At 71.3% G+C, this 24,092-nt stretch carries 16 protein-coding genes; 6 read left to right on the forward strand and 10 right to left on the reverse strand.

Going from position 1 to position 24,092, the window contains the following annotated elements; genetic code table 11:
* Positions 1–117: 117 nt before the first annotated feature.
* Together CP981_RS15185 and CP981_RS15190 are read right to left on the reverse strand one after the other, a co-directional pair.
* The gene (locus CP981_RS15185) at positions 118–498 is read right to left on the reverse strand and encodes a hypothetical protein (protein WP_085926695.1); all 381 of its coding nucleotides are present in this window, start codon (positions 496–498) and stop codon (positions 118–120) included.
* Between the two features lie 186 nt (positions 499–684).
* A complete protein-coding gene (locus CP981_RS15190; RefSeq protein ID WP_085926694.1) occupies positions 685–2,679 on the reverse strand; it encodes a glycosyltransferase family 2 protein in 1,995 nt (664 codons plus the stop codon).
* A gap of 401 nt (positions 2,680–3,080) precedes the next feature.
* On the opposite strand from CP981_RS15190, the gene CP981_RS15195 reads away from it, so the two are divergent.
* A complete protein-coding gene (locus CP981_RS15195; RefSeq protein WP_085926693.1) occupies positions 3,081–5,525 on the forward strand; it encodes a bifunctional glycosyltransferase/CDP-glycerol:glycerophosphate glycerophosphotransferase in 2,445 nt (814 codons plus the stop codon).
* A 225-nt stretch (positions 5,526–5,750) separates the two neighbouring features.
* Here CP981_RS15195 and CP981_RS15200 read toward each other — a convergent pair whose 3' ends face one another.
* The gene (locus tag CP981_RS15200; protein WP_085926692.1) at positions 5,751–6,374 is read right to left on the reverse strand and encodes a TetR/AcrR family transcriptional regulator; all 624 of its coding nucleotides are present in this window, start codon (positions 6,372–6,374) and stop codon (positions 5,751–5,753) included.
* Positions 6,375–6,511: 137 nt separating this feature from the next.
* Between CP981_RS15200 and CP981_RS15205 the strand changes: the two genes are divergently transcribed.
* Both CP981_RS15205 and CP981_RS15210 read left to right on the forward strand, forming a co-directional pair.
* The gene (locus tag CP981_RS15205) at positions 6,512–7,447 is read left to right on the forward strand and encodes an ABC transporter permease (protein ID WP_085926691.1); all 936 of its coding nucleotides are present in this window, start codon (positions 6,512–6,514) and stop codon (positions 7,445–7,447) included.
* The gene (locus CP981_RS15210) at positions 7,440–8,243 is read left to right on the forward strand and encodes an ABC transporter ATP-binding protein (RefSeq protein WP_085926690.1); all 804 of its coding nucleotides are present in this window, start codon (positions 7,440–7,442) and stop codon (positions 8,241–8,243) included. The genes CP981_RS15205 and CP981_RS15210 overlap by 8 nt, the downstream gene beginning before the upstream one ends.
* Positions 8,244–8,334: 91 nt before the next feature.
* Here CP981_RS15210 and CP981_RS15215 read toward each other — a convergent pair whose 3' ends face one another.
* The 3 genes from CP981_RS15215 to CP981_RS15225 all read right to left on the reverse strand — a co-directional run bounded on the left by CP981_RS15215 (position 8,335) and on the right by CP981_RS15225 (position 15,024).
* Complete coding sequence (locus tag CP981_RS15215) at positions 8,335–13,296, reverse strand: NAD-glutamate dehydrogenase (protein WP_085926689.1); 4,962 nt, start codon at positions 13,294–13,296, stop codon at positions 8,335–8,337.
* Positions 13,297–13,760: 464 nt separating this feature from the next.
* Entirely contained in the window at positions 13,761–14,423 is a 663-nt protein-coding gene (locus tag CP981_RS15220; RefSeq protein ID WP_085926719.1) for an HAD family hydrolase, read from the reverse strand.
* A 94-nt stretch (positions 14,424–14,517) separates the two neighbouring features.
* Positions 14,518–15,024, reverse strand: coding sequence for a DUF6912 family protein (locus CP981_RS15225; RefSeq protein WP_085926688.1), 507 nt, complete (start codon positions 15,022–15,024; stop codon positions 14,518–14,520).
* A gap of 297 nt (positions 15,025–15,321) precedes the next feature.
* On the opposite strand from CP981_RS15225, the gene CP981_RS15230 reads away from it, so the two are divergent.
* Positions 15,322–16,152, forward strand: a complete 831-nt coding sequence (locus tag CP981_RS15230; protein ID WP_085926687.1) for an Rv3235 family protein — start codon at positions 15,322–15,324, stop codon at positions 16,150–16,152.
* 95 nt (positions 16,153–16,247) lie between these two features.
* Here CP981_RS15230 and secA read toward each other — a convergent pair whose 3' ends face one another.
* Positions 16,248–19,079, reverse strand: coding sequence for a preprotein translocase subunit SecA (secA, locus tag CP981_RS15235; RefSeq protein ID WP_085926686.1), 2,832 nt, complete (start codon positions 19,077–19,079; stop codon positions 16,248–16,250).
* A 250-nt stretch (positions 19,080–19,329) separates the two neighbouring features.
* Between secA and CP981_RS15240 the strand changes: the two genes are divergently transcribed.
* Together CP981_RS15240 and CP981_RS15245 are read left to right on the forward strand one after the other, a co-directional pair.
* Positions 19,330–19,971, forward strand: coding sequence for a GNAT family N-acetyltransferase (locus tag CP981_RS15240; protein WP_085926685.1), 642 nt, complete (start codon positions 19,330–19,332; stop codon positions 19,969–19,971).
* Between the two features lie 136 nt (positions 19,972–20,107).
* The gene (locus tag CP981_RS15245; RefSeq protein WP_085926684.1) at positions 20,108–21,334 is read left to right on the forward strand and encodes a winged helix-turn-helix domain-containing protein; all 1,227 of its coding nucleotides are present in this window, start codon (positions 20,108–20,110) and stop codon (positions 21,332–21,334) included.
* Positions 21,335–21,384: 50 nt separating this feature from the next.
* Here the strand turns inward: CP981_RS15245 and CP981_RS15250 are convergent, their stop codons facing one another.
* The 3 genes from CP981_RS15250 to CP981_RS15265 form a co-directional block, all read right to left on the reverse strand.
* Positions 21,385–22,146: a response regulator gene (locus CP981_RS15250; protein WP_085926683.1), complete on the reverse strand. Its 762-nt coding sequence runs from the start codon at positions 22,144–22,146 to the stop codon at positions 21,385–21,387.
* A 232-nt stretch (positions 22,147–22,378) separates the two neighbouring features.
* Complete coding sequence (hpf, locus tag CP981_RS15255; protein WP_042155330.1) at positions 22,379–23,065, reverse strand: ribosome hibernation-promoting factor, HPF/YfiA family; 687 nt, start codon at positions 23,063–23,065, stop codon at positions 22,379–22,381.
* A gap of 293 nt (positions 23,066–23,358) precedes the next feature.
* On the reverse strand, positions 23,359–24,087 hold the full coding sequence (locus CP981_RS15265) for a ComF family protein (RefSeq protein ID WP_085926681.1): 729 nt from the start codon (positions 24,085–24,087) through the stop codon (positions 23,359–23,361).
* Positions 24,088–24,092 lie beyond the last annotated feature (5 nt).

Here is a 24,092-nt window from a genome sequence, read left to right on the forward strand (position 1 = left end):
TCACCTCCGGAGCCGCTGCTTCCAGGGTGCGCCCGCTTGCCGTCCGCCGCACGGTGTGCGGGGGCCGGGCCTCCGGTGGGAGACCCGGCCCCGGCGCCCCTCAGGGGTGCCGCACGGCTACGGCTGGAGGGTGATCGAGTTGATCGGCGTCATGTCCTTGTCGATGTAGTTGTTGGCCGGCAGGTAGCCCTGGCAGCCGGTGCCGTTGTAGCCCGTGCAGGTCCGCATGGTCGCGCCCCCGGACTGGTTGTTGTAGATGCGGTGCATCCCGACCATGTTGCTGAGGTTGTGGGCCCCGTAGCTGTAGTAGAAGTGCGACGGGTGGCCGCCGTTCCAGCCGGCGTTCTGCGGGTAGATGCAGACCGCGCCGTAGGGGCATCCCTGGGTGGTGGCGGCCTTGGCGGCGGCGGGTCCGGCGGTGGCGACGACCGTGCCGGCCGGGACGATCAGCGCCGCGGCGGCCGCGGCCGCTATCCCGGCTCGCTTGATGACGGACATATCTGTTCCCCCTGTCATACGGTCCCGCGAGGTCCTCGCTCGCGGGGGCACCGTGGCCGGTGCCTGATAGTCGGTCAGCCTGTGGCAGCGGGGGCGGGCCGGGCAACGGCATTCGGCTCTCGCCGAAAGGGGCTCGCGGGGCCGGGAGTCGGTGTCGCGGGGCGGAAGCGGGGGCGTACGGCAGGGTCAGCGGCGCGCCCGGCGCAGCCGCCGCATCCGGCGCAGGAGGCGTGCCCGGCGCAGGAGGCCCGCCCGGAAGCCGCCGCCCGGCACGGTGAGAGTCAGCGGCGTGGGCTCATCCTCCCCGCGCCCGGCCGTGCGGACCGGCAGCTCGCGGCGGAACGGGCCCGCGGTCACCCGCAGCGCCACCCGCCAGGTGCCCGGCGGGCCGCCCCGCAGCACGGAACGCACGGTGTAGCGGTCGCCGGCGGCCCGCTCGACCGTGGTGCGCAGCGCCACCGTACGGGTCGCGTCCTGGAGGACCAGCCGCAGTCCGGCGTCCGCGGGGCAGCCGGGGAGGGTGAGCCGGGCGGTGACGGTGGCCCGTCCGGAGCGGGTGTGGTCCGCCGTGCCGCGCAGATCGCCGCCGAGGGGCCGGCGCGCCCCGTCGCCGTCCAGGTCGAGGTTCAGATGGCCGTGCGGCCGGGAGCGGAAGAGCGCGGCGACGGCCGGGCCGGCCGCGCCCCGGCCGGTGATCCGCGGCGCGAAGCCGGGGTCGCCCGCGTCCTCCCCGTCGCCGTCCGGCACCAGCCAGGCCTCGCGGCGCAGGGCGGGCCCCGCGGCGCCGCCCGGTCCGTACGCGGTGACCGCGATCTTGAGGCCCCAGACGCCGTCGGGCAGCGGCCCGCCGTCCGCCGCGGTCGCCGGGTCGACGGCGGCCCGCCAGGCCCCGTCCGCGTACCGGGCGGGGACGCGGTGGGTGGTGCCGTTGCGGCGCAGCAGGATCTCGACGGTGTCGCCGCCGAGGCCGGGGAGGGCGGCGGTGCCCCGCAGGTGCAGCACGCCGCCCACCCAGTGCTGCCGGAGCAGCCGCTGGCGCAGCACCACGCGGTCGGTGAGGTCGTAGCAGGCGTCGGGGAGGGCGCGCCGCGGGTCGCGGAAGTACGGGTAGCCGGCGTAGACGCGGCCGTCGTCGTCGAGGTGCGGCGGGTCCGGGCGGGTCGCGGTGTCGGCGCGGACGACGGCGGTCAGCTCGTCGTCGAGTCCGGCGCGCAGGCAGTGGGCGCGCAGCCGGAGCCCGGGCGGCAGGGCGGTCAGTACCCGGTCGGTGAGGTGGCGCTCGACGAGCGGGCGGGCGGCGGCCGCCATCGCGGTGCGGCCCGCAGGGTCGCGGGCGAGGTAGGGGGCCCCGAAGGGCATGAGTATCTCGCCGTGGAAGTGCCGGACCATCAGCTTGTCGCGGTCGGCGCCGGGCGGGACCTCGGCGGCGACCCGGTCGAGGACGGTGCCGATGTAGCCGAGGTATTCGCACCAGTCGGTGTCCTGGCGGCTGGCGTTGCTGTTGTCCTCGCGTCCGTGGAGGTAGTAGCAGGTGCGGTCGGCGAAGACGGAGACGACGTCGGCGCGCAGCAGGGCGGTGATGCCGAACGGCAGGTCCTCGGCGAGCAGCCGGCCCTCGACGAAGCGCAGCCGGTGGCGTTCGACGAAGGACCGGCGGAAGAGTTTGTAGGCGGCCAGGGACCAGTAGACCGGGGAGTCGAAGACGGAGACGCGTTCGCTGGTGGTGCGCAGGTCGACGGGGGCGGCGCGGCCGTCGGCGCCGGCGATCCGGCCGTAGACGATGTCCGAGCGGCACTGCTGGGCCGTCCGGGTGAGCCAGAACAGCGCCTCGGGGTCGAGGCGGTCGTCGGAGTCGAGGAAGAAGACGTAGTCGCCGGTGGCGCGGGCCAGCCCGGCGTTGCGCGGCTTGCCGGCGCCGCCGGAGGCCTCCTGGCGGAGCACCGTCAGATGGGGGTGGCGGCGGGCCTGTTCGGCCAGCCACTCGGCGCTGCCGTCGGTGGAGCCGTCGTCGACGGCTATCACCTCGATGTGGCGCCGGTCCAGCGTCTGGGCGAAGACGGAGCCCAGGCTGCGGTCGAGGTAGCGCCGGGTGTTGTGCACCGGCACGATCACGGAGACGGTCGGCGCCGGGGCGCGGGGTCCGGTGGGGACCTCGGCCTCGGAGTCGTCTGGGACGGGCACCGTGCCTCCGTTCTTTCGGCAGTCCCCCGGGCCGCCCGGCGCCCCGGCGGGGCAGAGGGGACTCCTCAGACATATAACGCGGGGTGAACGTTCGCCGATCGTGGCGGCGGACTGCCGGTGGCGCCGGGCCCGCCACTCCCCTAGAGGCGGTCCGGCTCCCGGAGGTTGCGCTTCCGCGCCCCTTTCCGCGCCTACGCGACCACCCGGCATCAATGCCCCAGCGGAGAGAACCGCCCGAAAATTCACCACTTGACGAGATCTGTGAGGAGCGGCACACAAATTTTCGGTGAACGGACAACAACCTTTTCGGGTGAACAGTGGTCAGAAAGCTGACACCACAGGAGGCCCCTTCGGGCCTTTTTCGTGTTCTGTACTCAGCTCGCCACGAGGAGTAGCACCGCATGCCCGAGACAGGCCCCGACGCCGGCCCCCGCTTCAGCATCATCGTGCCCGTGTTCCGCGTGCGGGGCTTCCTGCGCGCGTGCATGGACTCGGTGCTGGGGCAGGATTTCGCGGACTTCGAGCTGCTCGCTGTCGACGACTGCTCCCCCGACGGCAGCGGCGCCATCCTGGACGAGTACGCCGCGCGCGACGACCGTGTCCAGGTCCTGCACCTCCCGGAGAACGCCGGCCTGGGCCCCGCCCGCAACGCCGGCCTGGCGCGGGCCCGCGGCGACTACCTCCTCTTCCTCGACAGCGATGACACCCTCGTGCCCGGCGCGCTCGGCGCCCTCGCCGAACGGCTGGCCGCCACCGCGCACCCCGAGATCCTGATCTTCGACTACGCCCGGACGTACTGGGACGGCACCACCCGCCGCAACACCCTGTCCGCACTGCTCGACGAGTCCGGCGCGCCGTCCTTCCCGCTCACCGAACGGCCCGAGCTCCTCGACCTGCTCCAGATCGTCTGGAACAAGGCCTACCGCCGCGACTTCGTCGAGGAGCACGGCTTCACCTTCCCGCCGGGCTACTACGAGGACGCCCCCTGGACGTTCTGCACGCTGATCACCGCACCGCGGATCGCGGTTCTCGACCGGGTCTGCCTGCACTACCGCCAGCGCCGGCAGGGCGGCAACATCCTGCGCACCACCAGCCGCAAGCACTTCGACGTCTTCGACCAGTACGCCCGGGTCTTCGACCACCTGGACGCACACCCCGAACTGGCGCACTGGCGCGTGCACATGTTCCGCAAGATGGTGGACCACTATCTGACCGTCCTGGACAAGCCCGGCCGGCTGCCGCGCGGCGCCACCGCCGAGTTCTTCCACCGCGCCGCCCGCGACTACCGCCGGCGGCTGCCGGCCGGCTTCGTCCGCCCCTCCGGAGTGGCGGGCGGCAAGTACGCGCTGCTCGCCAAGGACGCCTACCCGGCGCTGGCCGGTCTGAAGGTCGCCGGCAAGGTGCGGCGCACGGTGCGCAAGCACGCCGGCAAGCGGGTCCGGCAGGCCAAGCGCAAGGCCATGGACCTGCGTTACCAGGCGTTGCTGCGGCAGCCGCTGGACGAGAACCTCGCGGTCTACTCCGCGTACTGGAACCGGCTGCCGTCCTGCAACCCGCTGGCGGTCTACGAGAAGGCCAGGGAGCTGGCACCGGACGTGCACGGCGTCTGGGTCGTCAAGAAGCAGCTCGCCGGCACGGTCCCGGCCGGCATCGACCATGTCGTGCTGAACTCCCCGCGCTACTGGGAGGTGGTGGCCCGCGCGAAGTACCTCGTCAACAACGTCAACTTCGCCGACAACGTGGTCAAGCGCGAGGGCCAGATCCACCTCCAGACCCACCACGGCACCCCGCTGAAGTCGATGGGCACCGACCAGAAGCGCTACCCGGCCGCCGCCAAGGGCATGAGCTTCCGCAAGCTGCTGGCCCGCGCCGACCGCTGGGACTTCTCGCTGTCCGCCAACCGGCACACCACCGAGCAGTGGGAACGCGTCTACCCCTGCGACTTCGCCTCGTTGGACGCCGGTTACCCCCGTAACGACGTCTACTACCGGGCCACCGCCCAGGACGTCCTGGACATCCGCGAACGCCTCGGCATCGCCCCCGGCAGGACGGCCGTCCTGTACGCGCCGACGATGCGCGACTACCAGGTCGGCTATGTCCCGCGGCTCGACCTGGAGCGGATCTCCCGCGCCCTGGGCGAGAACTTCGTCCTGCTGGTGCGCACCCACTACTTCTACGACCGGGACCCCGCCCTCCAGAAGCTCCAGGAGCGCGGTGCGCTGATCGACGTGTCCGGTCACCCGGTCGTCGAGGAGCTGTGCCTGGCCGCCGACGCCCTGGTCACCGACTATTCGTCGATCATGTTCGACTACGCCAACCTCGACCGGCCGATCATCAACTACGCCGACGACTGGGACACCTACGTCCGCTCCCGCGGCGTCACCTTCGATCTGCTCTCGGGCCTCCCCGGCGACACCCCCGGCGTGCTCGCCACCACGGAGGACGAGCTGATCGACGCGTTCCGCACCGGCCGCTGGGACGACGGACAGGCCACCGCACTGCGCGCCGCGTTCCGCGCCCGGTTCTGCCCGTGGGACGACGGCCACGCCGCCGAGCGCGTGGTGCGCCGCGTCTTCCTGGGCCAGGCGGCGACCCCCGAGCCGCTGCCCCAGGAGCACCGCACGGTCGCCCCGACCCCGCGCGCCGCGGCCGCGGCAGCCGGCCTGGTCACGCTGCCGGCTCCGCGGAGCGGGGCGCACGATGACGTGCGGATGCCGGGGACTTCGGGCACGTCGGGGGCGCCGGGGACTCCGGGCACGTCGGGGGCGCCGGGCGCTTCGGGGACCTCGGGCACGTCCGGCACCTCGGGGACGTCGGGCGCCTCGGATGTGGAGATGGCGGGCTGATCGGTCGTCCGGCCCGCACACTGCCGCCCCCGGCCGGATTCCGGCGGGGGCGACAGGAACACCCGCGCCACCCCAGACGGAAACACCCGCGCCACCCCAGACGGGAATACCCGCCCCACCCCACCCCGTTGTGGCCTCGCAGGGGGCCCACGCACCCCCTACGGGATCCGTTCGCCTCCGCCCCAGGTGCCGCCCCGCCTCACTCCGTCCCGGGTGCCGCCCGCCTCACTTCGCCCCGAGCGCCGCCACCACCGAGCACGTCAGTGCGTCGAGGTACCCCCTGGGCAGCTCGTCGCGGGCGACCAGGAGCCGCCAGTACAGCGGCCCGGTCAGCAGGTCCAGGGCGAGGCGGGCGTCCACGTCCTGCGGCAGCTCGCCGCGTTCCACGGCCCGGGCCACCACCGCGGCCGCGACGCCCTCCTGGCTGTCGTGCAGCGCCGCCTTCAGCGCCTGCGCCAGTTCGGGGCTGCGGGCCGCCTCCGCCAGCAGGTCCGGGATGATCTGCGAGGCCATCGGGTGCCGCAGCGCCCGCGCCGCGACCTCCAGCAGCATCCGTACGTCACCGGCCAGCGACCCGGTGTCCGGCGTCGGCATGCCCGCCGCGGCCACCGCGGAGACCACGTCCAGGACGAGGTGCAGCTTGGAGCGCCACCGCCGGTAGACGGCGGTCTTGCCGACGCCCGCGCGCCGCGCGATGCCCTCGATCGACATCCGGGCGAAGCCCGCCGCGGCCAGCTCCTCGAAGACCGCGGCACGGATCGCCGCGGTCTTGTCCTCGCGCAATACGGCGGCGCCTGCCGGGGCCCGGCGTGCCGCCGCGGGTTCGCTCCCGCTGCCGTCTTCTGCCATGGGCTGGAGCCTACCGTCACGACGCTACGGTTGCGTTTCGACGCGAGCTCCCTTTAGTGTCGGCGTCGCGACGATACGGACCCGTCCCGTCGTCGCACTCCGTCCGCTTCCCCCGTCACGCAAGCGAAAGCGGCCCCATGCCCCAGACCCTCGCTCCCCCGGCCCCGGCGCCCACCGGGGCGTCCACCCCCGGCGCGGCCCCCGACCCGGAGCTGCGCGCACTGGCCGAGCGCCATGGACTCACGGTGAGCGGCGCCCGCCCCTCACTGCCCGAGTACGTCCGCCGGCTGTGGCAGCGGCGGCACTTCATCAGGTCGTTCGCCGGCGCCAAGCTCACCGCGCAGTACAGCCAGGCGAAGCTGGGCCAGCTGTGGCAGGTGGTGACCCCGCTGCTCAATGCGCTGGTCTACTACTTGATCTTCGGCCTGCTGATCGGCACCAACCGGAACGTGGACGACTACATCCCGTTCCTGGTCACCGGCGTCTTCATCTTCACCTTCACGCAGAGCTCGGTGCTGGCCGGTACGCGGGCGATCTCCGGCAACCTCGGTCTGGTGCGGGCGCTGCACTTCCCGCGGGCCTGTCTGCCGATCTCGTTCTGCCTGATGCAGCTCCAGCAGCTGCTGATGTCGATGGGCGTCCTCATCGCCATCCTGCTGGCGTCCGGCCAGCTGCCGGGCTGGTCGTGGCTGCTGGTCGTGCCGGCGCTGGTGCTCCAGTTCGTGTTCAACACGGGGCTGGCGATGGTGATGGCGCGGCTGGGTTCGAAGACCCCGGACCTGGCGCAGCTGATGCCGTTCATCATGCGGACGTGGATGTATGCCTCCGGCGTCATGTACAGCATGAGCGCGGTCACCGCGGGCAAGCACGTGCCCACCGTCGTCCAGGTCCTGCTGGACCTCAATCCGGCGGCCGTCTACATCGACCTGATGCGGTTCGCGCTGATCGACAGCTTCCACGCGCAGCAGCTGCCGCCGCATGTGTGGGCGCTCGCCGGGGGCTGGGCGCTGGTGATGGGCGCCGTGGGCTTTGTGTACTTCTGGAAGGCTGAGGAGCGGTACGGACGTGGCTGAGCAGAACAACGGCGTCCGCGCCCCCGAGGCGGCCGGGGCCCGCATCCCGACGGTGATCGCGGACGATCTGCACATCGTCTACCGCGTCTACGGCACCGGCGCGGGCAAGGGCACTGCCACCGCCGCCCTCAACCGCATCGTGCGCCGCAAGCCGTCCTCGGGCGTGCGCGAGGTGCACGCGGTCAAGGGCGTCTCCTTCACCGCCTACCGGGGTGAGTCGATCGGGCTGATCGGTTCCAACGGCTCGGGCAAGTCGACGCTGCTCAAGGCAGTCGCCGGTCTGCTGCCCGCCGAGCGCGGCAAGGTCTACACGCACGGCCAGCCCTCGCTGCTGGGCGTCAACGCGGCCCTGATGAACGATCTGACCGGCGAGAAGAACGTCCTCCTCGGCGGGCTGGCGATGGGCATGTCCCGCGAGCAGGTCCGGGACCGCTACGACGGCATCGTCGACTTCTCCGGCATCAACGAGAAGGGCGACTTCATCTCGCTGCCGATGCGCACCTATTCCTCCGGCATGTCGGCCCGGCTGAAGTTCTCCATCGCCGCGGCCAAGGACCACGATGTGCTGATGATCGACGAGGCGCTGGCCACCGGTGACCGCAGCTTCCAGAAGCGCTCCGAGGCCCGCATCCGCGAACTGCGCAAGGAGGCCGGCACGGTCTTCCTCGTCAGCCACAACAACAAGTCCATCCGCAACACCTGCGAACGCGTCCTGTGGCTGGAGCGCGGCGAGCTGATCATGGACGGCCCGACGGACGAGGTCGTCACGGCGTACGAGAAGCAGACAGGCAAGTAGTCCGCACCGGACACGGCAAAGGGGCGCACCCGTGACGGGTGCGCCCCTTTGCCGTACCGGAACCCGGGCCGCACCAGTCGGCCCGGCTCCGTCAGTTGTGCGTGCGCAGCAGCGTACGCATCGTCCGCATGGCCACGGACAGGTTCGCCAGATCGAAGCCTTCCGACCCGTGGATCTCCTCCAGCGTCGCGCGGGCGCGGCTGAGGATCGCCGCGTTGGCCTGCTCCCAGGCCTTGAACCGCTGCTCCGGCGTCGAGGAGCCGTTGCCCACCGACAGCACGTCCGAGGTCAGCGCCGCGTGGGCGGCGAAGAGGTCCTCGCGGATCGAGGCGCGGGCCATCGACTGCCAGCGGTCGTTGCGCGGCAGCTCCAGGATGCGGTCGAGGAGCTGGTTGATCCGCAGCCGGTCACCCAGGTCGTAGTAGACCTCGGCGACATCCAGCGGCTCCTTGTCCAGCCGGTCGGCGACGGCGACGATGTCCAGCGCCGGGAAGACCGAGGAGAAGCCGGACACCTGGACGGCGAGCTGCTCGGGCACGCCCGCGTCGGTCAGCTCCTCCTGGATCGCCTGGAACCATTCCACGTCGCCGCCCTGGAGCAGCTTCGGCAGCTCCGACCACACCTGCGCGACCCGGTCCGCGAAGAAGCTGATGGTCTCGGACAGCTCCAGCGGCTGCGGGCGGTTGTTGAGCAGCCAGCGGGTGCCGCGCTCGACCAGCCGCCGCGAGTGCAGCCGGATCCGGGTCTGGACATCGGCCGCGACGACATTGTCGAGCGCCTCGACGTCGTCCCAGACCTGGTTGAGCCGGAAGATGACGCGGGCCGCGGTGTGTGCCCGGACGACCTCTTCGAGGGAGGCGCCGGTCTCCTCCCGCATGCGGTGCAGGAAGCTCGTACCGCCGGTGTTGACGGTGTCGTTGACCAGCACCGTCGTGACGATCTCGCGGCGCAGCGCATGCCCGTCGACCTGCTCGGGGAACCGGTCGTGCAGCGCCGACGGGAAGTAGGCGTGCAGCAGCCGCTGGAGGTAGGCGTCGTCCGGCAGCCCGGTCTGGATCAGCGCCTCGGAGACCGTGATCTTGGTGTACGCGAGGAGCACCGCGGTCTCGGGCTGGGTCAGCCCGCGGCCGGCGTTCAGCCGCTCACGGATCTGCCGGTCGGTGGGCAGGAACTCCAGCGCCCGGTCGAGATCGCCGTCGCGCACCAGGCGGCGCATGAAGCGCTGCTGGGCGTTGAGCATGCTGGAGGACTGGGCGAGGGCCAGCGCCAGTGCGGTGTTCTGCGCGTAGTTGTTGCGCAGCACCAGCGCGCCGACCTCGTCGGTCATCTCGGCCAGCAGCTTGTTGCGCTGCTTGACCGTCATGTCGCCGTCCCCGACCACGGAGTTGAGCAGGATCTTGATGTTCACCTCGTGGTCGGAGGTGTCCACACCGGCGCTGTTGTCGATCGCATCGGTGTTGATCTTCCCGCCGGCGGTGGCGAACTCGATCCGGCCCAGCTGGGTCAGGCCGAGGTTGCCGCCCTCGCCGACGACCTTGACCCGCAGGTCCTCGCCGTTGACCCGGATGGCGTCGTTGGACTTGTCGCCCACGTCGGTGTTGGACTCCGCCGAGGACTTCACATACGTGCCGATGCCGCCGTTCCACAGCAGGTCGACCGGCGCCTTGAGGATGGCCTGCATCAGATCGGCGGGCGTCATCTTCTTCACCCCGGCCTCGATGCCGAGGGCGGCCCGGACCTGCGCGTTGATCTGGATGGACTTGGCCGAGCGCGGGTGGATGCCGCCGCCCTGTGAGAGCAGCTCGGTGTTGTAGTCCGCCCAGGACGAGCGGGGCAGCTCGAAGAGCCGGCGGCGCTCGGCGTAGGAGGTCGCCGCGTCCGGGTTCGGGTCGAGGAAGATGTGCCGGTGGTCGAAGGCGGCGACCAGCCGGATGTGCTCGCTGAGGAGCATGCCGTTGCCGAAGACGTCACCGGACATGTCGCCGACGCCGACGACGGTGAAGTCCTCGGACTGGGTGTCCACGCCCAGCTCGCGGAAGTGCCGCTTGACCGACTCCCAGGCGCCGCGGGCGGTGATGCCCATGCCCTTGTGGTCGTAGCCTGCGCTGCCGCCGGAGGCGAAGGCGTCGCCCAGCCAGAAGCCGTACGACTCGGCGACCTCGTTGGCGATGTCGGAGAAGGTCGCGGTGCCCTTGTCGGCCGCGACGACGAGGTAGGTGTCGTCCTCGTCGTGCCGGACGACGTCCTTGGGGTGCTCGACCTCACCGCCGACCAGGTTGTCGGTGATGTCCAGCAGACCGGAGATGAAGGTCTTGTAGCAGGCGATGCCCTCGGCGAGCCAGGCATCGCGGTCCTGCGACGGGTCCGGCAGCTGCTTGCCGACGAAGCCGCCCTTCGCGCCGACCGGCACGATGACGGTGTTCTTGACCATCTGCGCCTTGACCAGGCCGAGGATCTCCGTACGGAAGTCCTCCCGGCGGTCCGACCAGCGCAGACCACCGCGCGCGACCTTGCCGAAGCGCAGGTGGACGCCCTCGACCTGCGGGGAGTACACCCAGATCTCGTACGCCGGGCGGGGCGCGGGCAGGTCGGGGATGGCCTGCGGGTCCAGCTTCATGGACAGGTAGCTGTGCGGGCTGCCCTGGCTGTTCTTCTGGTAGTGGTTGGTGCGCAGCGTGGCCTTGATGACCGTGAGGAAGGACCGCAGGATCCGGTCCTCGTCCAGGGAGGCGACCTGGTCGAGCGCGCCGTCCAGTTCCTCCAGCAGCCCGTCGGTCAGCTCCGTGCCGGCCCGCTGCCGGTCGGGGGACATCCGGGCCTCGAAGAGGGAGACCAGCAGCCGGGTGGTGTGGACGTTGTTGGAGAGGGTGTCCTCCATGTACGTCTGGCTGAAGGTGGAGCCGGCCTGCCGCAGGTACTTGGCGTAGGCCCGCAGCACCATCGCCTGGCGCCAGTTGAGGCCGGCCCGCAGCACCAGGGTGTTGAAGCCGTCGCTCTCGGCGGCACCGGTCCACACCGCGGTGAACGCGTCCTGGAAGCGCTCGCGGGCGTCGTCGCCCTTGATGTGCTCGGGCATCCGCAGCCCGAAGTCGTAGACCCAGGCGACGGTGGCGTCGGCGCAGCGCAGCTCGTGCGGGCGCTCGTCGACGACCTCGACGCCCAGGCGGTTCAGGCCGGGCAGCACCCGGGACAGCGAGACCGGCTCGCCGCGGCGGTAGATCTTGAAGCGGCGCTCGCCGGGGCCCGCGTCGACCGGCTCGTAGAGGCTGACGGAGAAGTCGCGGCCGGGCTCACCGGTGAGCTTCTCCAGGTGCTGGACGTCGGCGACGGCGCTGCGCGGGCTGTTGTCGGCCTTGTACCCCTCGGGGAAGGCATGGCCGTAACGGCGCAGCAGCTCGGCGGCGCGCTCCTCGCCGACCTCGGCGTTCAGCGCCTCGGAGAAGCCGTCGGCCCAGGAGCGGGCGGCTTCCACCAGCCGGCTTTCGAGGCGGTCGGCGTCGGCGTCGGTGAGCTCGGACAGGCGGGCGCCGGGCTCGACGCGGATGACGAAGTGCAGCCGGGAGAGGATCGACTCGGTGTTCCAGGCGGTGAAGTCGACGCTGGTGCCGCCCAGTTCCTCCTTGAGGATGTCGATCAGGCGCAGCCGCACACCGGTGGTGTAGCGGTCGCGCGGGAGGTAGACCAGCGCGCTGTAGTAGCGGCCGTACTCGTCCTGGCGCAGGTAGAGCCGCAGCCGGCGGCGCTCTTGCAGGTACAGGACGCTGGTGGCGATGGACCGCAGTTCGTCGACCGGCGTCTGGAACAGCTCGTCGCGCGGGTACGTCTCCAGGATCTGGAGCAGGTCGCGGCCGTCGTGGCTGTCGGCGCTGAAGCCCGCGCCTTCCAGGACCTCGGCGACCTTGCGGCGGATGACCGGCACCCGGCGCACGGACTCGGTGTAGGCGGCCGAGGAGAACAGGCCCAGGAAGCGCCGCTCACCGACGACATTGCCCTTGGCGTCGAACTTCTTGACGCCGACGTAGTCGAGGTAGGAGGGGCGGTGGACGGTGGCGCGGCTGTTGGCCTTGGTCAGGATGAGCAGCTTGTGCTCACGGGCCTTGGCGCGGGCGTCGGCGGGCAGCCGGTTGAAGGACGGCGAGACGGGGTGGCCGTCGGCGGTCTCGCGGTGCGTCGGGTCGGCGCGCAGTATGCCCAGACCGGTGCCGGGCACGGCGGTCAGCACGTCCTCGTCGACGCCGCCCTCACCGGGCGCGGTGGTCAGCTCGTACTCGCGGTAGCCGAGGAAGGTGAAGTGGTCCGCGGACAGCCACCGCAGCAGCTCCTGGGCCTCCTCGATCTCCTGGGCACCCAGATCGTCGGCGACCGGCTCGGCGGGCAGCTCGTCGGCGATGCGGCCTGCGGCGGCCCGCATCTTCTCCCAGTCCTCGACGGCCTCACGGACGTCGGACAGCACCCGCAGCAGATCGGCGGTGATCTGCTGGAGGTCCTCGCGGTCGGTCTCGCGGTCCATCTCGACATGGATCCAGGACTCGGTCACCGCGTCGTGCGGCAGCTTCGTGGCCTTGCCCTTGCCGGTCTTGCCGTGGGCGTCGCAGTTGGAGTCGAAGACCTCGATGAGCTTGCCGGTCACATCACGGCGGACGATCACCTGCGGGTGGATCACGACATGGATGCCGCGGCCCTGCCGGGAGAGCTCATTGGTGACCGAGTCGACCAGGAACGGCATGTCGTCGGTGACGACCTCGACGACGGAGTGGCTGCACGTCCAGCCGTTCTCCTCGACGGTCGGGGTGTGCACCCGGACGTTCGCGGTGCCCTGGGGGCGCATTTCCGCGAGGCGGTAGTGCGAGAGCGCGGCGCCGACGACATCCACCGGGTCACGGTCGGTGAGGTCCTCGGGGGCGGTGTGCAGGTAGTAACGCTGGAGGTATCCCGAAAGGGTGTCCGGGTCGAGGCCGCGTCCGGGGTGCTTCCCCCCGGCCTGGCTGCTTTCAACGACCCGGGCGGCCCTGGCGAGCAGCTCGGTTTTGGCTTCATCCAGCTTGTTCTGCATGTCCTCTGGCTCCTGTCGCGCGCCGTTGCGTGACGTTGTGGAAGAACGTGGTGGAAGCCGCACAACGCCGCGACGTGGGGTGTCCCGTCGCTGTCGACGCTATGCCGCGTGGAGAGAAGGCCGTGCCGATATCGGCAATCTTTGACGATGCCGACATGGGTGGATGGCCGCAAAGACCAGCGACCGCCCGGTCACGGTGGTGCCCCGGGCGCACGGCAGGGGCCTCGATGCCCCCGCGGGTTATCGCGCTGATCACGGTGCAAGGCTATCGCTCCCCACAGGGGTGCCGTCATGGGCCTTGGGGGAACAAATCCGCGGCCCGAACTTAGACCTTCTGGACAAGGAAACGCCGGGGTGCGGTGTGCGTGCCGTCACAGCGCCCGGATGCCCGGCGGACCACCGGACGACCGGTGTGTGGGAAAGCCGTGCCAGGAGACACACGACGGCCCGGGGCGTCTCTCGCCCTAGAGGACGATCTCTCCCGCCAGCCCGACCGCCTCGGCGAGCGTGTCCACCACCGGCACCCCGGCGGTCTCCAGGCTCCCGCGGCTGTGCGAGCCGCCCGTGTAGAGCACCGCATACGCACCCGCGTCCTGCGCCGCCACCGCATCGTCCACGGCGTCACCGATCACGACCGTACGGCCCGGGTCGACGCTCTCCATCGCCGCCAGATGCCGCACCATGTGCGCGCTCTTGGTGCCCCCGGACGGCCCGGTCCGGCCCTGCACCCGCACGAACCGCGACGCGATCCCGAAGTCGCGGACGATCGGTATCAGCTCGTCGTGCCCGTACATGCTGAGGATCGACTGGCTGCGCCCGGCCGACTGCCACCCCTCCAGCAGCGCATGCACCCCCTCGGCGAGCTCACAGCCCAGCCGGTGCGTGCTGTAGTGGCGGTGGAACGCCTCGTCCATCACCAGCCACTCCGCGTCCGTCGGCAGCCGCCCCATCAGCCGCTCGTAGAACCGCGGCACGGGCACGCAGTACAGCTCCCGGTACGTCTCCAGCGTGATCGGCTCCAGCCCGATCTCCGCGAAGGCCGAGTTCGTCGCGCCGATGACGGCGTCGATGTCATGGAACAGCGTGCCGTTCCAGTCCCAGACGATGTGCGTGGCGTGCTTCCCCATGCGGTCCCCCAGATCGGTGCCGGTGCGCTTCCCCATGAAGAAAACGTACCCGCACCCACCGACAACGCGTCCGGACCGGCCCGCGTCCCGCCGTTCAGCCGAGCAGCTGCGGGATCTCCTGCACCCCGAACCACATCAGGTCGTGGTCCTCGGCACCGTCCACCGTGAACCGGGCGTCGTCATCGCCCTGGTCCGCCGCGCCGAGCGCCGCCGCGGCCGCCGCGATGTCCGCCTCCGCGTCGTCGGCGTCCACATGCACCGCCGCGGCCTTCGACAGCGGCACCGGCCCGGCGACCCGCACCTCGCCCAGCGCCGACGGGTCGAGCCCGTGGTCCGGGTCGGCCACCGCGGCGCCGTCGGGCACATCCACGGCCACCACGACCCGCCGGCGCGCGGCCTCGGGGTGCCCGGCGAGCAGCCGCAGCGACGCCTGGGCGGCGCGGCCGAGCGCCGCGTACTCCAGTTCCTCGATGTCGTCCGAGACGTACCACTCGCGCAGCGCCGGGGTGACGGCGTACGCGTCGAGGGGGCCGGGGCCCAGCTCACCGTTCTTGTGCGCCTCTGCGAGACCGGAAAGGGTCAGGGGGACATAGACGCGCATGGCAGCCGCTTCCGCTCGATTCACTCGACTCCGAAGATTGTCCCGCCAGCATACGGGCGTGCGTCCCCCATCGTGGCGCCCCCGCGCCCCCCGCGCCGCCCGCCCGGGGCCCCTCCACCGCCCCGCTCCCACGGCTTGATCCCGGGCCCGCGCCACGGACGGGTGAACTCTGCGCACCCCTGATTGCGGCCCGCCGGCGCCTTGCTGCCGTCCCGGCCCCGCCGATAGAAGATCCCCACCACAAAAAGCTACCGCCCAGTAATTCACGGGCCCGGCACCACGGGGGCGATCACCAGCATGACCGGCACCGACCACACTTCGGCACCCACCACGTCCACAGCCACCGCCGCTACCGCCGCGGGGCGCATCACCCGGTCCACCGCGCCCCCGGCACCCGACGGCACCACGGACGGCCCGGGCCCGCGCACCCGTCCCGCCGTCGCCCCGGGCACGCGCACGGCCGTTCCCCGGCCGCGACGGTCCCCCGCCGACCGCCGCCCCCTCGGCCCGGCCGGCAGCGGCCCGGGGGCGTCCGGGCGCGGCCCCGGATCGTCCGGCCGGAGCGGCCCCGCCGGCCCCGCCGGCCGAGGCGGCTCGGGCGGCCGGGGCCCCGGCGCCGCCGGCCGTGGCCCCACCCGGACCACGCCACGCCTCGCCCATCCCTCCGCCGCGGCGGCCGCCGCCGAGAGCCGCCGGATCCGCACCGGCACCCCCGTCGACGCGGCCGGTGCCCCCCTGCCGACCGCCGGCGCCCGGCAACGGGCCCACGAGAGCCGGCCGCACCACTGGTTCGCCCAGCAGCTGGTGCTCGCGCTCAGCGGGCAGCGCCCCGTACACGCCCTGCTGGGGCATGCGCTGCCCGCCGCCTACGACCGGCTGGCGGAGCTCGCCCCGCAGGCGCCGCTGCGGCCTGCCACGGGTCCCGGGCGGCGCGGCCCGGCCCCCACGGTGCGCGACTGCGGGCTGTGCCGGCCGCGCCGCGGGGTCATCGAAGCCTTCGCCAGGATCGCGGCGGGCGAACGGCTGCGGGCGCTGGCCTTCCGGCTGGAGCTGGGCACCGACTCCCGCTGGCGGTGCGCCGCCCTCGACATCGGCCCGGCCCCGGCCCTCCGGTATGCGGCCTCATGACCGGCACACAGAAGGGCGCCCCGGCCGTCCTCCGGCCGGGGCGCCCTCCGCGCCGCGACCCGGGCACCCCGTGCCCGAGCCGCGTCAGCGCTCTGCTACTTCTTGCGGCGGCGCCCGGCGCTCTTCTGGGCCTTGCGCCGCTCGGCGCGGGTCAGACCGTCCGCCTCGGAACGGGCCGGGCCCGCCTCCTCGTCGCTGATGAAGTCGCCCTCGATGACGCTGCCGTCACCGTCCACCTTGGGCGCGGTGAAGTGCAGCCGGTCCGGACGCTGCGGCGCCTCCAGGCCCTTGGCGTGGATCTCCGGGCGTCCCGCGGCGGCCGGCACGGCCTCCTGCACACCCTTGTCCAGCGAGGTCGGCTCCACCGCTTCCTGCACCGGGACCTCCTCGACCTGCTGCTCGACCTGGACCTCCAGGTTGAACAGGTAGCCGACGGACTCCTCCTTGATGCCCTCCATCATCGCGGTGAACATGTCGAAGCCCTCGCGCTGGTACTCGACCAGCGGGTCCTTCTGGGCCATCGCCCGCAGGCCGATGCCCTCCTGGAGGTAGTCCATCTCGTAGAGGTGCTCACGCCACTTGCGGTCCAGGACGGACAGCACGACCCGGCGCTCCAGCTCCCGCATCACATCCGAGCCGAGCTGCTCCTCACGGGCGGCGTACTGCTCGTGGATGTCGTCCTTGACGGCCTCGGCGATGAACTCGGCGGTGATGCCCGCGCGGTCGCCGGCCTCCTCCTCCAGCTCCTCGATGGTCACCTTGACCGGGTAGAGCTGCTTGAACGCGCCCCACAGGCGGTCCAGGTCCCACTCCTCGGCGAAGCCCTCGACGGTCTCCGCGTGGATGTAGGCGTCGATCGTGTCGTCCATGAAGTGCGTGACCTGCTCCTGCAGGTCCTCGCCCTCCAGGACGCGGCGGCGCTCGCCGTAGATGACCTCACGCTGGCGGTTGAGCACCTCGTCGTACTTCAGGACGTTCTTCCGCGTCTCGAAGTTCTGCTGCTCGACCTGCGACTGGGCGGAGGCGATCGCCCGGGTCACCATCTTGTTCTCGATCGGCACGTCGTCGGGGACGTTGGCCATCGCCATGACCCGCTCGACCATCTGCGCCTTGAACAGCCGCATCAGGTCGTCGCCCAGGGACAGGTAGAACCGCGACTCGCCGGGGTCACCCTGACGGCCGGAACGGCCTCGCAGCTGGTTGTCGATCCGCCGCGACTCATGCCGCTCAGTGCCCAGGACGTAGAGCCCGCCGAGCTCCTTGACCTCCTCGAACTCCGCCTTGACCGCGGCCTCGGCACGCTCCAGGGCAGCGGGCAGCGCGGCCGCCCACTCCTCGACGTGCTCGACCGGGTCCAGACCGCGCTGGCGCAGCTCCGCCTCGGCCAGGTCGTCGGGGTTGCCGCCGAGCTTGATGTCCGTACCACGGCCGGCCATGTTCGTGGCGACCGTCACCGCGCCCTTGCGGCCGGCCTGCGCGATGATCGGCGCCTCACGGTCGTGCTGCTTGGCGTTGAGCACCTCATGGGCGACACCGCGCTTGTTGAGCTGCTGGGAGAGGTACTCGGACTTCTCGACCGAGGTGGTGCCGACCAGGATCGGCTGGCCCTTCCCGTGCTTCTCGACGATGTCCTCGACGACCGCGTCGAACTTCGCGGTCTCGGTGCGGTAGATCAGGTCCGCCTGGTCCATCCGGACCATCGGGCGGTTGGTCGGGATCGGGACGACACCGAGCTTGTAGATCTGGTGGAACTCGGCGGCCTCGGTCATGGCCGTACCGGTCATGCCGGAGAGCTTGTCGTAGAGACGGAAGAAGTTCTGGAGGGTGATCGTGGCGAGCGTCTGGTTCTCGTCCTTGATCTCCACCCCTTCCTTCGCCTCGATGGCCTGGTGCATGCCCTCGTTGTAGCGGCGGCCGGCGAGGATACGGCCGGTGTGCTCGTCGACGATCATGACTTCGCCGTCGATGACGACGTAGTCCTTGTCGTTCTTGAAGAGCTCCTTGGCCTTGATCGCGTTGTTGAGGTAACCGACGAGCGGGGTGTTCACCGACTCGTACAGGTTGTCGATACCGAGCCAGTCCTCGACCTTGCTGACACCGGACTCATGGATGCCGACGGTGCGCTTCTTCTCGTCGACGTCGTAGTCGCCGGTCTCCTCGATGCCGCGCTGCGGGTTGGCGGCCTCGCCCCGCTTCAGGCGCTTCACCAACTTGGCGAAGTCGCCGTACCACTTGGTGGCGGAGTCGGCGGGGCCGGAGATGATCAGCGGCGTACGGGCCTCGTCGACGAGGATCGAGTCGACCTCGTCGACCACCGCGAAGTTGTGGCCCCGCTGGACGAGTTCGTCCTGCGACCAGGCCATGTTGTCGCGCAGATAGTCGAAGCCGAACTCGTTGTTCGTGCCGTAGGTGATGTCACAGTTGTACTGCTCGCGGCGCTGGGCCGGCGTCATGTCGGCGAGGATGCAACCTACCGTCAGGCCCAGGAATTTGTGGATCCGGCCCATCATCTCCGAGTCGCGCTCGGCCAGGTAGTCGTTCACCGTGATCAGGTGGACGCCCTTGCCGGACAGCGCGTTGAGATACGTCGGAAGGGTGCCGACCAGGGTCTTGCCCTCACCGGTCTTCATCTCGGCGACGTACCCCATGTGGAGGGCCGCGCCACCCATCAGCTGGACGTCGTAGGGACGCTGGCCGAGTACCCGCCGGGCGGCCTCTCGGACCGTGGCGAACGCCTCGGGCAGCAGATCGTCGAGGCTCTCGCCGTCCGCCAAGCGCTCCTTGTACTCATCCGTAAGGGCGCGCAGCTCCGCGTCGGAGAGCGCCGCGAAGTCCTCCTCGATGGAGTTGACCTGGCCCGCGATGCGGTGCAGTTTGCGCAGGATCTTTCCTTCGCCTGCACGCATGATCTTCGTCAAGACGGACACTTGGGCTGGTCTCCTTGCCGGTCGGGCCTGCACGGTCGAGTGCGCGGGCGCGGCATTTTTCCAAGGGGGCAGGCCCCGCCGCAACGGCCATCGTAAAGGAGGACGCCGCCGGGCCGGGAGGTACGCCGCAGCGAACCCCGCTGTCCCCTCCTCACGTGAACGCACGACGCCGCGAGAAGGTGCCGGACGGGTGCCGGAATCACGCCGAAAACCCGTCGCCATGCTTTCGGCGAGCTTGCAGACTCACGTCATGGAGCCCGTCACCCTCACCACCGAGCGCCTCGTGCTGCGCCCTTTCGAACCCTCCGACGCGCCGGCGGTGCACGCCGCGTGCCAGGAACCCGACATTCCGCGCTGGACGAGCGTCCCCTCACCCTATGGGGTAGCGGACGCGGAGCAGTTCGTCGGCACGATCGCGCCCGAGGGCTGGCGCGACGACACCACCTACGACTTCGCCGTGGTCTCCCGGGCGGACGGCTCCCTGGTGGGCGCGATGGGCCTGGTACGCCTGGACCGGCTCCACACCCCCGAACGGCAGGCCGAGCTGGGCTACTGGACCGCCAAGGAGCACCGCGGCCGGGGCTGCACCGTCGAGGCGGGCCGCGCGGTGCTGCGCTGGGCCTTCCGCGAACTGGGGGTGGAGCGCCTGGAGTGGCACGCGGAGGCCGGCAACGAAGGCTCCCGGGCGGTGGCCCGCAGACTCGGCTTCCATATGGAGGGCACCCTGCGCGCCCATCTGGTGCGCGGTGGCACCCGCCGGGACGTCTGGATCGGCTCCCTGCTCCCGTCCGACCTGGCCGACCTGGCCGACCTGGCCGGGGAGCCCGGCCCGTCCGGCTCCCGGGGTCCGGCTGTCCGGGACACGACGCCGTATCTGCCGTACCCCGGCTGAGCACCGTCCGGGCACGGGCCGCACGAGGCCCTCCGCACCCCGCCGCGCCCCCACCGGCCGGGCCAGGCCACCGCCATCACCACCAGTCCTTGCAGGTCAGGGGCCGTTGTCAGTGCGCGCCCCTACGCTTTCCCGCATGACCGTCGTGACGCAGCGAGCTCCTCAGCCCCCGCCCGTGACCGCCCTCTCCCGCGACGACGCCCGGCGTATGGCGCTGCGGGCCCAGGGTCTGCTCGGTGCCCCGGACCGCCGGGCGGGGGTGCGCGGGGTGCTGCGGCATCTGGGCGCGGTGCAGCTCGACACGATCTCGGTGCTGGCCCGCTCCCATGAGCTGGTGCCGTACGCCCGGCTCGGCGCCGTAGGCCGCCCCGCCGTCGAGGCCGCCTACTGGGGCACGGCTCCTTCTGACGCTCCTGCGCCACGACCCCACAGCTTCGAGTACTGGTCGCACGCCGCCTGCATCCTGCCCATCGAGGAGTGGCCGCACTTCGCCTTCCGCCGCCGCGCCCGGCGGGCCAAGGGCCACCGCTGGCACATCATGGAGGACTCCGACCGCTCCTGTGCCGCGGTCCTGGACCGTCTGACGGCCGACGGCCCGCTGACCACCTCGGAGCTGGGCGGCGGGCGGAACGGCGGGGAGTGGTGGGACTGGTCCGAGACCAAGATCGCGGTGGAGTGGCTGCTCGACACCGGCCAGGTGGTCTGTACGGAACGCCGCGCCTGGAAGCGGGTCTACGACCTCGCCGAGCGCGCCGTCCCGGAGGCGCTGCTCCACGACGATCTGGACGACACCGAGTGCCTCCGCCGCCTGGTCGCCCAGGCCGGGGCCGCCATGGGCGTCGCCACCCGCGCCGACCTGGCGGACTACCACCGCCTCAAGGCCGAGCAGGTCGATGCCGTCGTCGCGGACTCCGGGCTGGTCCCGGTCGACGTCGAGGGCTGGGGCAAGCCCGCCTGGGCCGACCCCGCCGCACTGGCCGCCCCGCCCCGCGGCCGGCACCGCACGACCCTGCTCTCGCCCTTCGACTCCCTGATCTGGGACCGGCCGCGCACGGAACGGATCTTCGGATTCACCCACCGCCTGGAGGCGTACGTCCCGCGCCCCCGGCGGATACACGGCTATTTCGCGATGCCCCTGCTGGCGGGCGGCCGGCTGGTGGGCCGGGTGGATCCGGCCCGCGAGGGCACCACGCTCGTGGCCCGCCAGGTCTCGATGCAGGGCCCCAAGGCGGTCGCCCCGATGGCCCGGGCCCTCCGGGAGGCCGCGGACTGGGTCGGCTGCGACTCCGTACGCGTCGACCGCTGCGACGACGGGAAGCTGGCCGCCGCCCTGCGCGCAGAACTCACCCACATGAGTGAGTAGATACCGCCGACCGACGGTACCGGGGGCGCACACCGCCCCCGGCCGGCCGCTCACCGGATCTCGAGGATCTTCTCCCGCATCGCGTAGACCACCGCCTCCATCCGGGAGTGCAGCTGAAGCTTCTCCAGGATGTTGCGGACGTGGTTCTTCACCGTGTTCTCGGAGATGAAGAGTTCCTTGGCGATATCGCGGTTGTTCATGCCCGTGGCGACCAGCTTGAGGACCTCCAGCTCACGGTCGGTGAGCCGGGGCGCGGGCACCAGCCTGCGCTCGTCCGTACGCTGGATCATCGACTTGAACTCCGTCAGGAGCTTGGACGCCATCGACGGGCTGATCTGCGACTGCCCGTCCGCCACGGCGCGGATCGCGGTCGCCACCTCGTCGGTGGAGATCTCCTTGAGGAGGTAACCGGTGGCGCCGGCCTTGATCGCGTCGTAGAGATCGGCCTCTTCGTCACTGATCGTGAGCATGATGATCTTGGCGCTGGGGGCCACTTCCTTGATGGAGGTGCAGGCCTCGATGCCGCCGCGCTTGGGCATCCGGACGTCCATCAGCACGATGTCGGGCAGCAGATCCGCGGCCTTGTCGACCGCCTCCGCGCCGTCCCCCGCCTCGCCGACGACCTGGATGTCCTCCTCCTGGGCCAGCACGATCTCCAGGCCCCGCCGGAAGAGTGCGTGATCATCCACGACCAGGACCCGGATCGGCTCCTTGCGCGGCACGCTCACGGCCCGGCCGGCCCCGTCATCGCCCCCGGCACCACGGTGGTCATCATCCGCGTCGTCGCGCACGGGCCCGAAACTGTCCCCCATTGATCCTCCCCGTCAACTACTCGGCCGAGAGGCCGGAGCTTGGAATAAGGCTGGTTGACAGCAGCCCCCTGCGGCCGGCCCGATCAATGCCATACGACTGTCTCCCCGGCTCGTCGCCGTTTCGCGTCCCCATACTCCCTGACCGGCACAAACACTATACGGCTTCAACTCCTGCTCTCTCCGGGCACGATGGTGCCCCCGGCGTACGCCGGGGGCACCGAGCGGGTGGGGTTCAGCCGCCCAGCGCGCCGCCTGCGCCGCCGGGCTCCTCCTCCCCGAACAAGTCGGGGTTCAAGTGGATGACTCCGTAGTCGTATGCGTGCCGCCGGTAGACGACGCTCGGCAGCTTGGTGTCGGCGTCGACGAAGAGGTAGAAGTCGTGTCCGACCAACTCCATCTCGTTGAGCGCCTGGTCGAGATGCATCGGCGCGGCCGAGTGGGTCTTCTCGCGGACGATCAGGGGCCCTTCACCCTGGACGTCGATCGACCCCATCCTGGTGGTCGGCACCTTCTGCTCGGCCTCGGCGGCGAGTTCGCCGTTGGTGTTCAGACTTGCGGCGTCGGGCACGGTGACCGCGACTTCACTCGCCGGGATGCGGCCGTTGCCGCGACGCGAGTAGCGCTTGTCGTGCTGCTTCCGCAGACGCGCCTCGAGCTTGGCGGTTGCCAGATCCAGCGCGGCGTACGGGTCGGCTGCGGCCGCCTCGGCCCGGACCACCGGGCCACGGGAGCGGAGGGTGATCTCCACTCGGTCGGAACGGTCGGCCTGCCGCGGGTTGGGCTCCTTGGACACCTCGACGTCCAGGCTGATCACCTTGGCGTCGAGCTTCTGGACTTTGTCCAGCTTCAGCTTCTCGGCCACGTGCTTGCGGAACCGCTCGGGCACCTCGGTCTTGCGGCCCTTGACGACGATGTCCACGCAGAACTCCGTTCCCGGATCGCTCCGCTCTTCAAGCGGAGCAATTCCTTCTTGCACCAGGCTCCGGTGGTTGCCGAAGCCTCGGACTTGGCGACTTTCACCTCCTCCTCCCCCGGCGACAAGCTCTCCATTCCCCCGTTTTCAGGGTCGCCGAAAACGCCCCTGAACGCATTGATCGCGACATTCGAGGCAAAGCACTCGCCAAGTCCTCACAACCGAACATAGCTCTCCCGGACGGATGTCGGCACCCCCTCGGAGCCGTCGGCTCCATTTGGGTGACTTTTCCTCCTCGGCTAGATGCGACGTGGTAATACCTCGCTTCGCGCGCCGTTGAACTCGAAAGCACTGCTCGGCGCCGCCACCACCGCGGCACCGGCCACCCGTCCGCCGGCCGCCGTGACCGCCCGCGCCGCCTCGGCGAGCGTGGCCCCCGTCGTCACCAGGTCGTCCACCAGCACCGCTGGCTGCGCCGTCAGCAGCCTCCCCGCCCCGGCCCGCACCTCCAGTGCACCGGCGACGTTCGCCAGCCGCTGCCGGGCGCTCAGCCCCGCCTGGTCGGCCACCGCACGGCGCTGCCGCAGCACCGCCAGCACCCGGGCACCCCGTCCCGCCCGCCGCAGCTCCCCGGCCGCCGCCAGCGCGATCCTGCGCACCGGATCGTGCCCACGCCCCGCCACCGATCTTCGTGCCGACGGCACGGGCACCAGCAGCAGCGGCCCGCCGCCGGCCCGCAGCCCCCGCACGGCCCCGGCCAGCACCGCCCCCAGCGGGCCGGCCAGCCGCAGGGCACCGCGCTCCTTGTGGGCCAGCAGCACCGCCCGTGCCTCGTCGGCATACGGCGTCCCCGCCCACACCCGGGGCAGTCCCACGGGTTCCGGCCACGGTCGCACCCGCCGTGCCCCGCGCCCGTCCCGCGCCAGCACCCGACGGCATTCGGCACACAGTTCCGTACGCGGCCGGCCACACCCCGCACAGTCGACCGGCAGCACGAGACCGGCCAGTTCGCGCCACACCCCCTGCATGACTC

It is taken from the genome of Streptomyces platensis (assembly GCF_008704855.1).
GTDB lineage: Bacteria > Actinomycetota > Actinomycetes > Streptomycetales > Streptomycetaceae > Streptomyces > Streptomyces platensis.

Bases quoted from the DNA above. Each gene is read 5' to 3' on its own strand.
- CP981_RS15185 (WP_085926695.1), bottom strand. From the start codon at position 498: ATGTCCGTCATCAAGCGAGCCGGGATAGCGGCCGCGGCCGCCGCGGCG.
- CP981_RS15195 (WP_085926693.1), top strand. From the start codon at position 3,081: ATGCCCGAGACAGGCCCCGACGCCGGCCCCCGCTTCAGCATCATCGTG.
- CP981_RS15200 (WP_085926692.1), bottom strand. From the start codon at position 6,374: ATGGCAGAAGACGGCAGCGGGAGCGAACCCGCGGCGGCACGCCGGGCC.
- CP981_RS15205 (WP_085926691.1), top strand. From the start codon at position 6,512: ATGCCCCAGACCCTCGCTCCCCCGGCCCCGGCGCCCACCGGGGCGTCC.
- CP981_RS15215 (WP_085926689.1), bottom strand. From the start codon at position 13,296: ATGCAGAACAAGCTGGATGAAGCCAAAACCGAGCTGCTCGCCAGGGCC.
- CP981_RS15220 (WP_085926719.1), bottom strand. From the start codon at position 14,423: ATGGGGAAGCACGCCACGCACATCGTCTGGGACTGGAACGGCACGCTG.
- CP981_RS15225 (WP_085926688.1), bottom strand. From the start codon at position 15,024: ATGCGCGTCTATGTCCCCCTGACCCTTTCCGGTCTCGCAGAGGCGCAC.
- CP981_RS15230 (WP_085926687.1), top strand. From the start codon at position 15,322: ATGACCGGCACCGACCACACTTCGGCACCCACCACGTCCACAGCCACC.
- CP981_RS15240 (WP_085926685.1), top strand. From the start codon at position 19,330: ATGGAGCCCGTCACCCTCACCACCGAGCGCCTCGTGCTGCGCCCTTTC.
- CP981_RS15245 (WP_085926684.1), top strand. From the start codon at position 20,108: ATGACCGTCGTGACGCAGCGAGCTCCTCAGCCCCCGCCCGTGACCGCC.
- CP981_RS15250 (WP_085926683.1), bottom strand. From the start codon at position 22,146: ATGGGGGACAGTTTCGGGCCCGTGCGCGACGACGCGGATGATGACCAC.
- CP981_RS15265 (WP_085926681.1), bottom strand. From the start codon at position 24,087: ATGCAGGGGGTGTGGCGCGAACTGGCCGGTCTCGTGCTGCCGGTCGAC.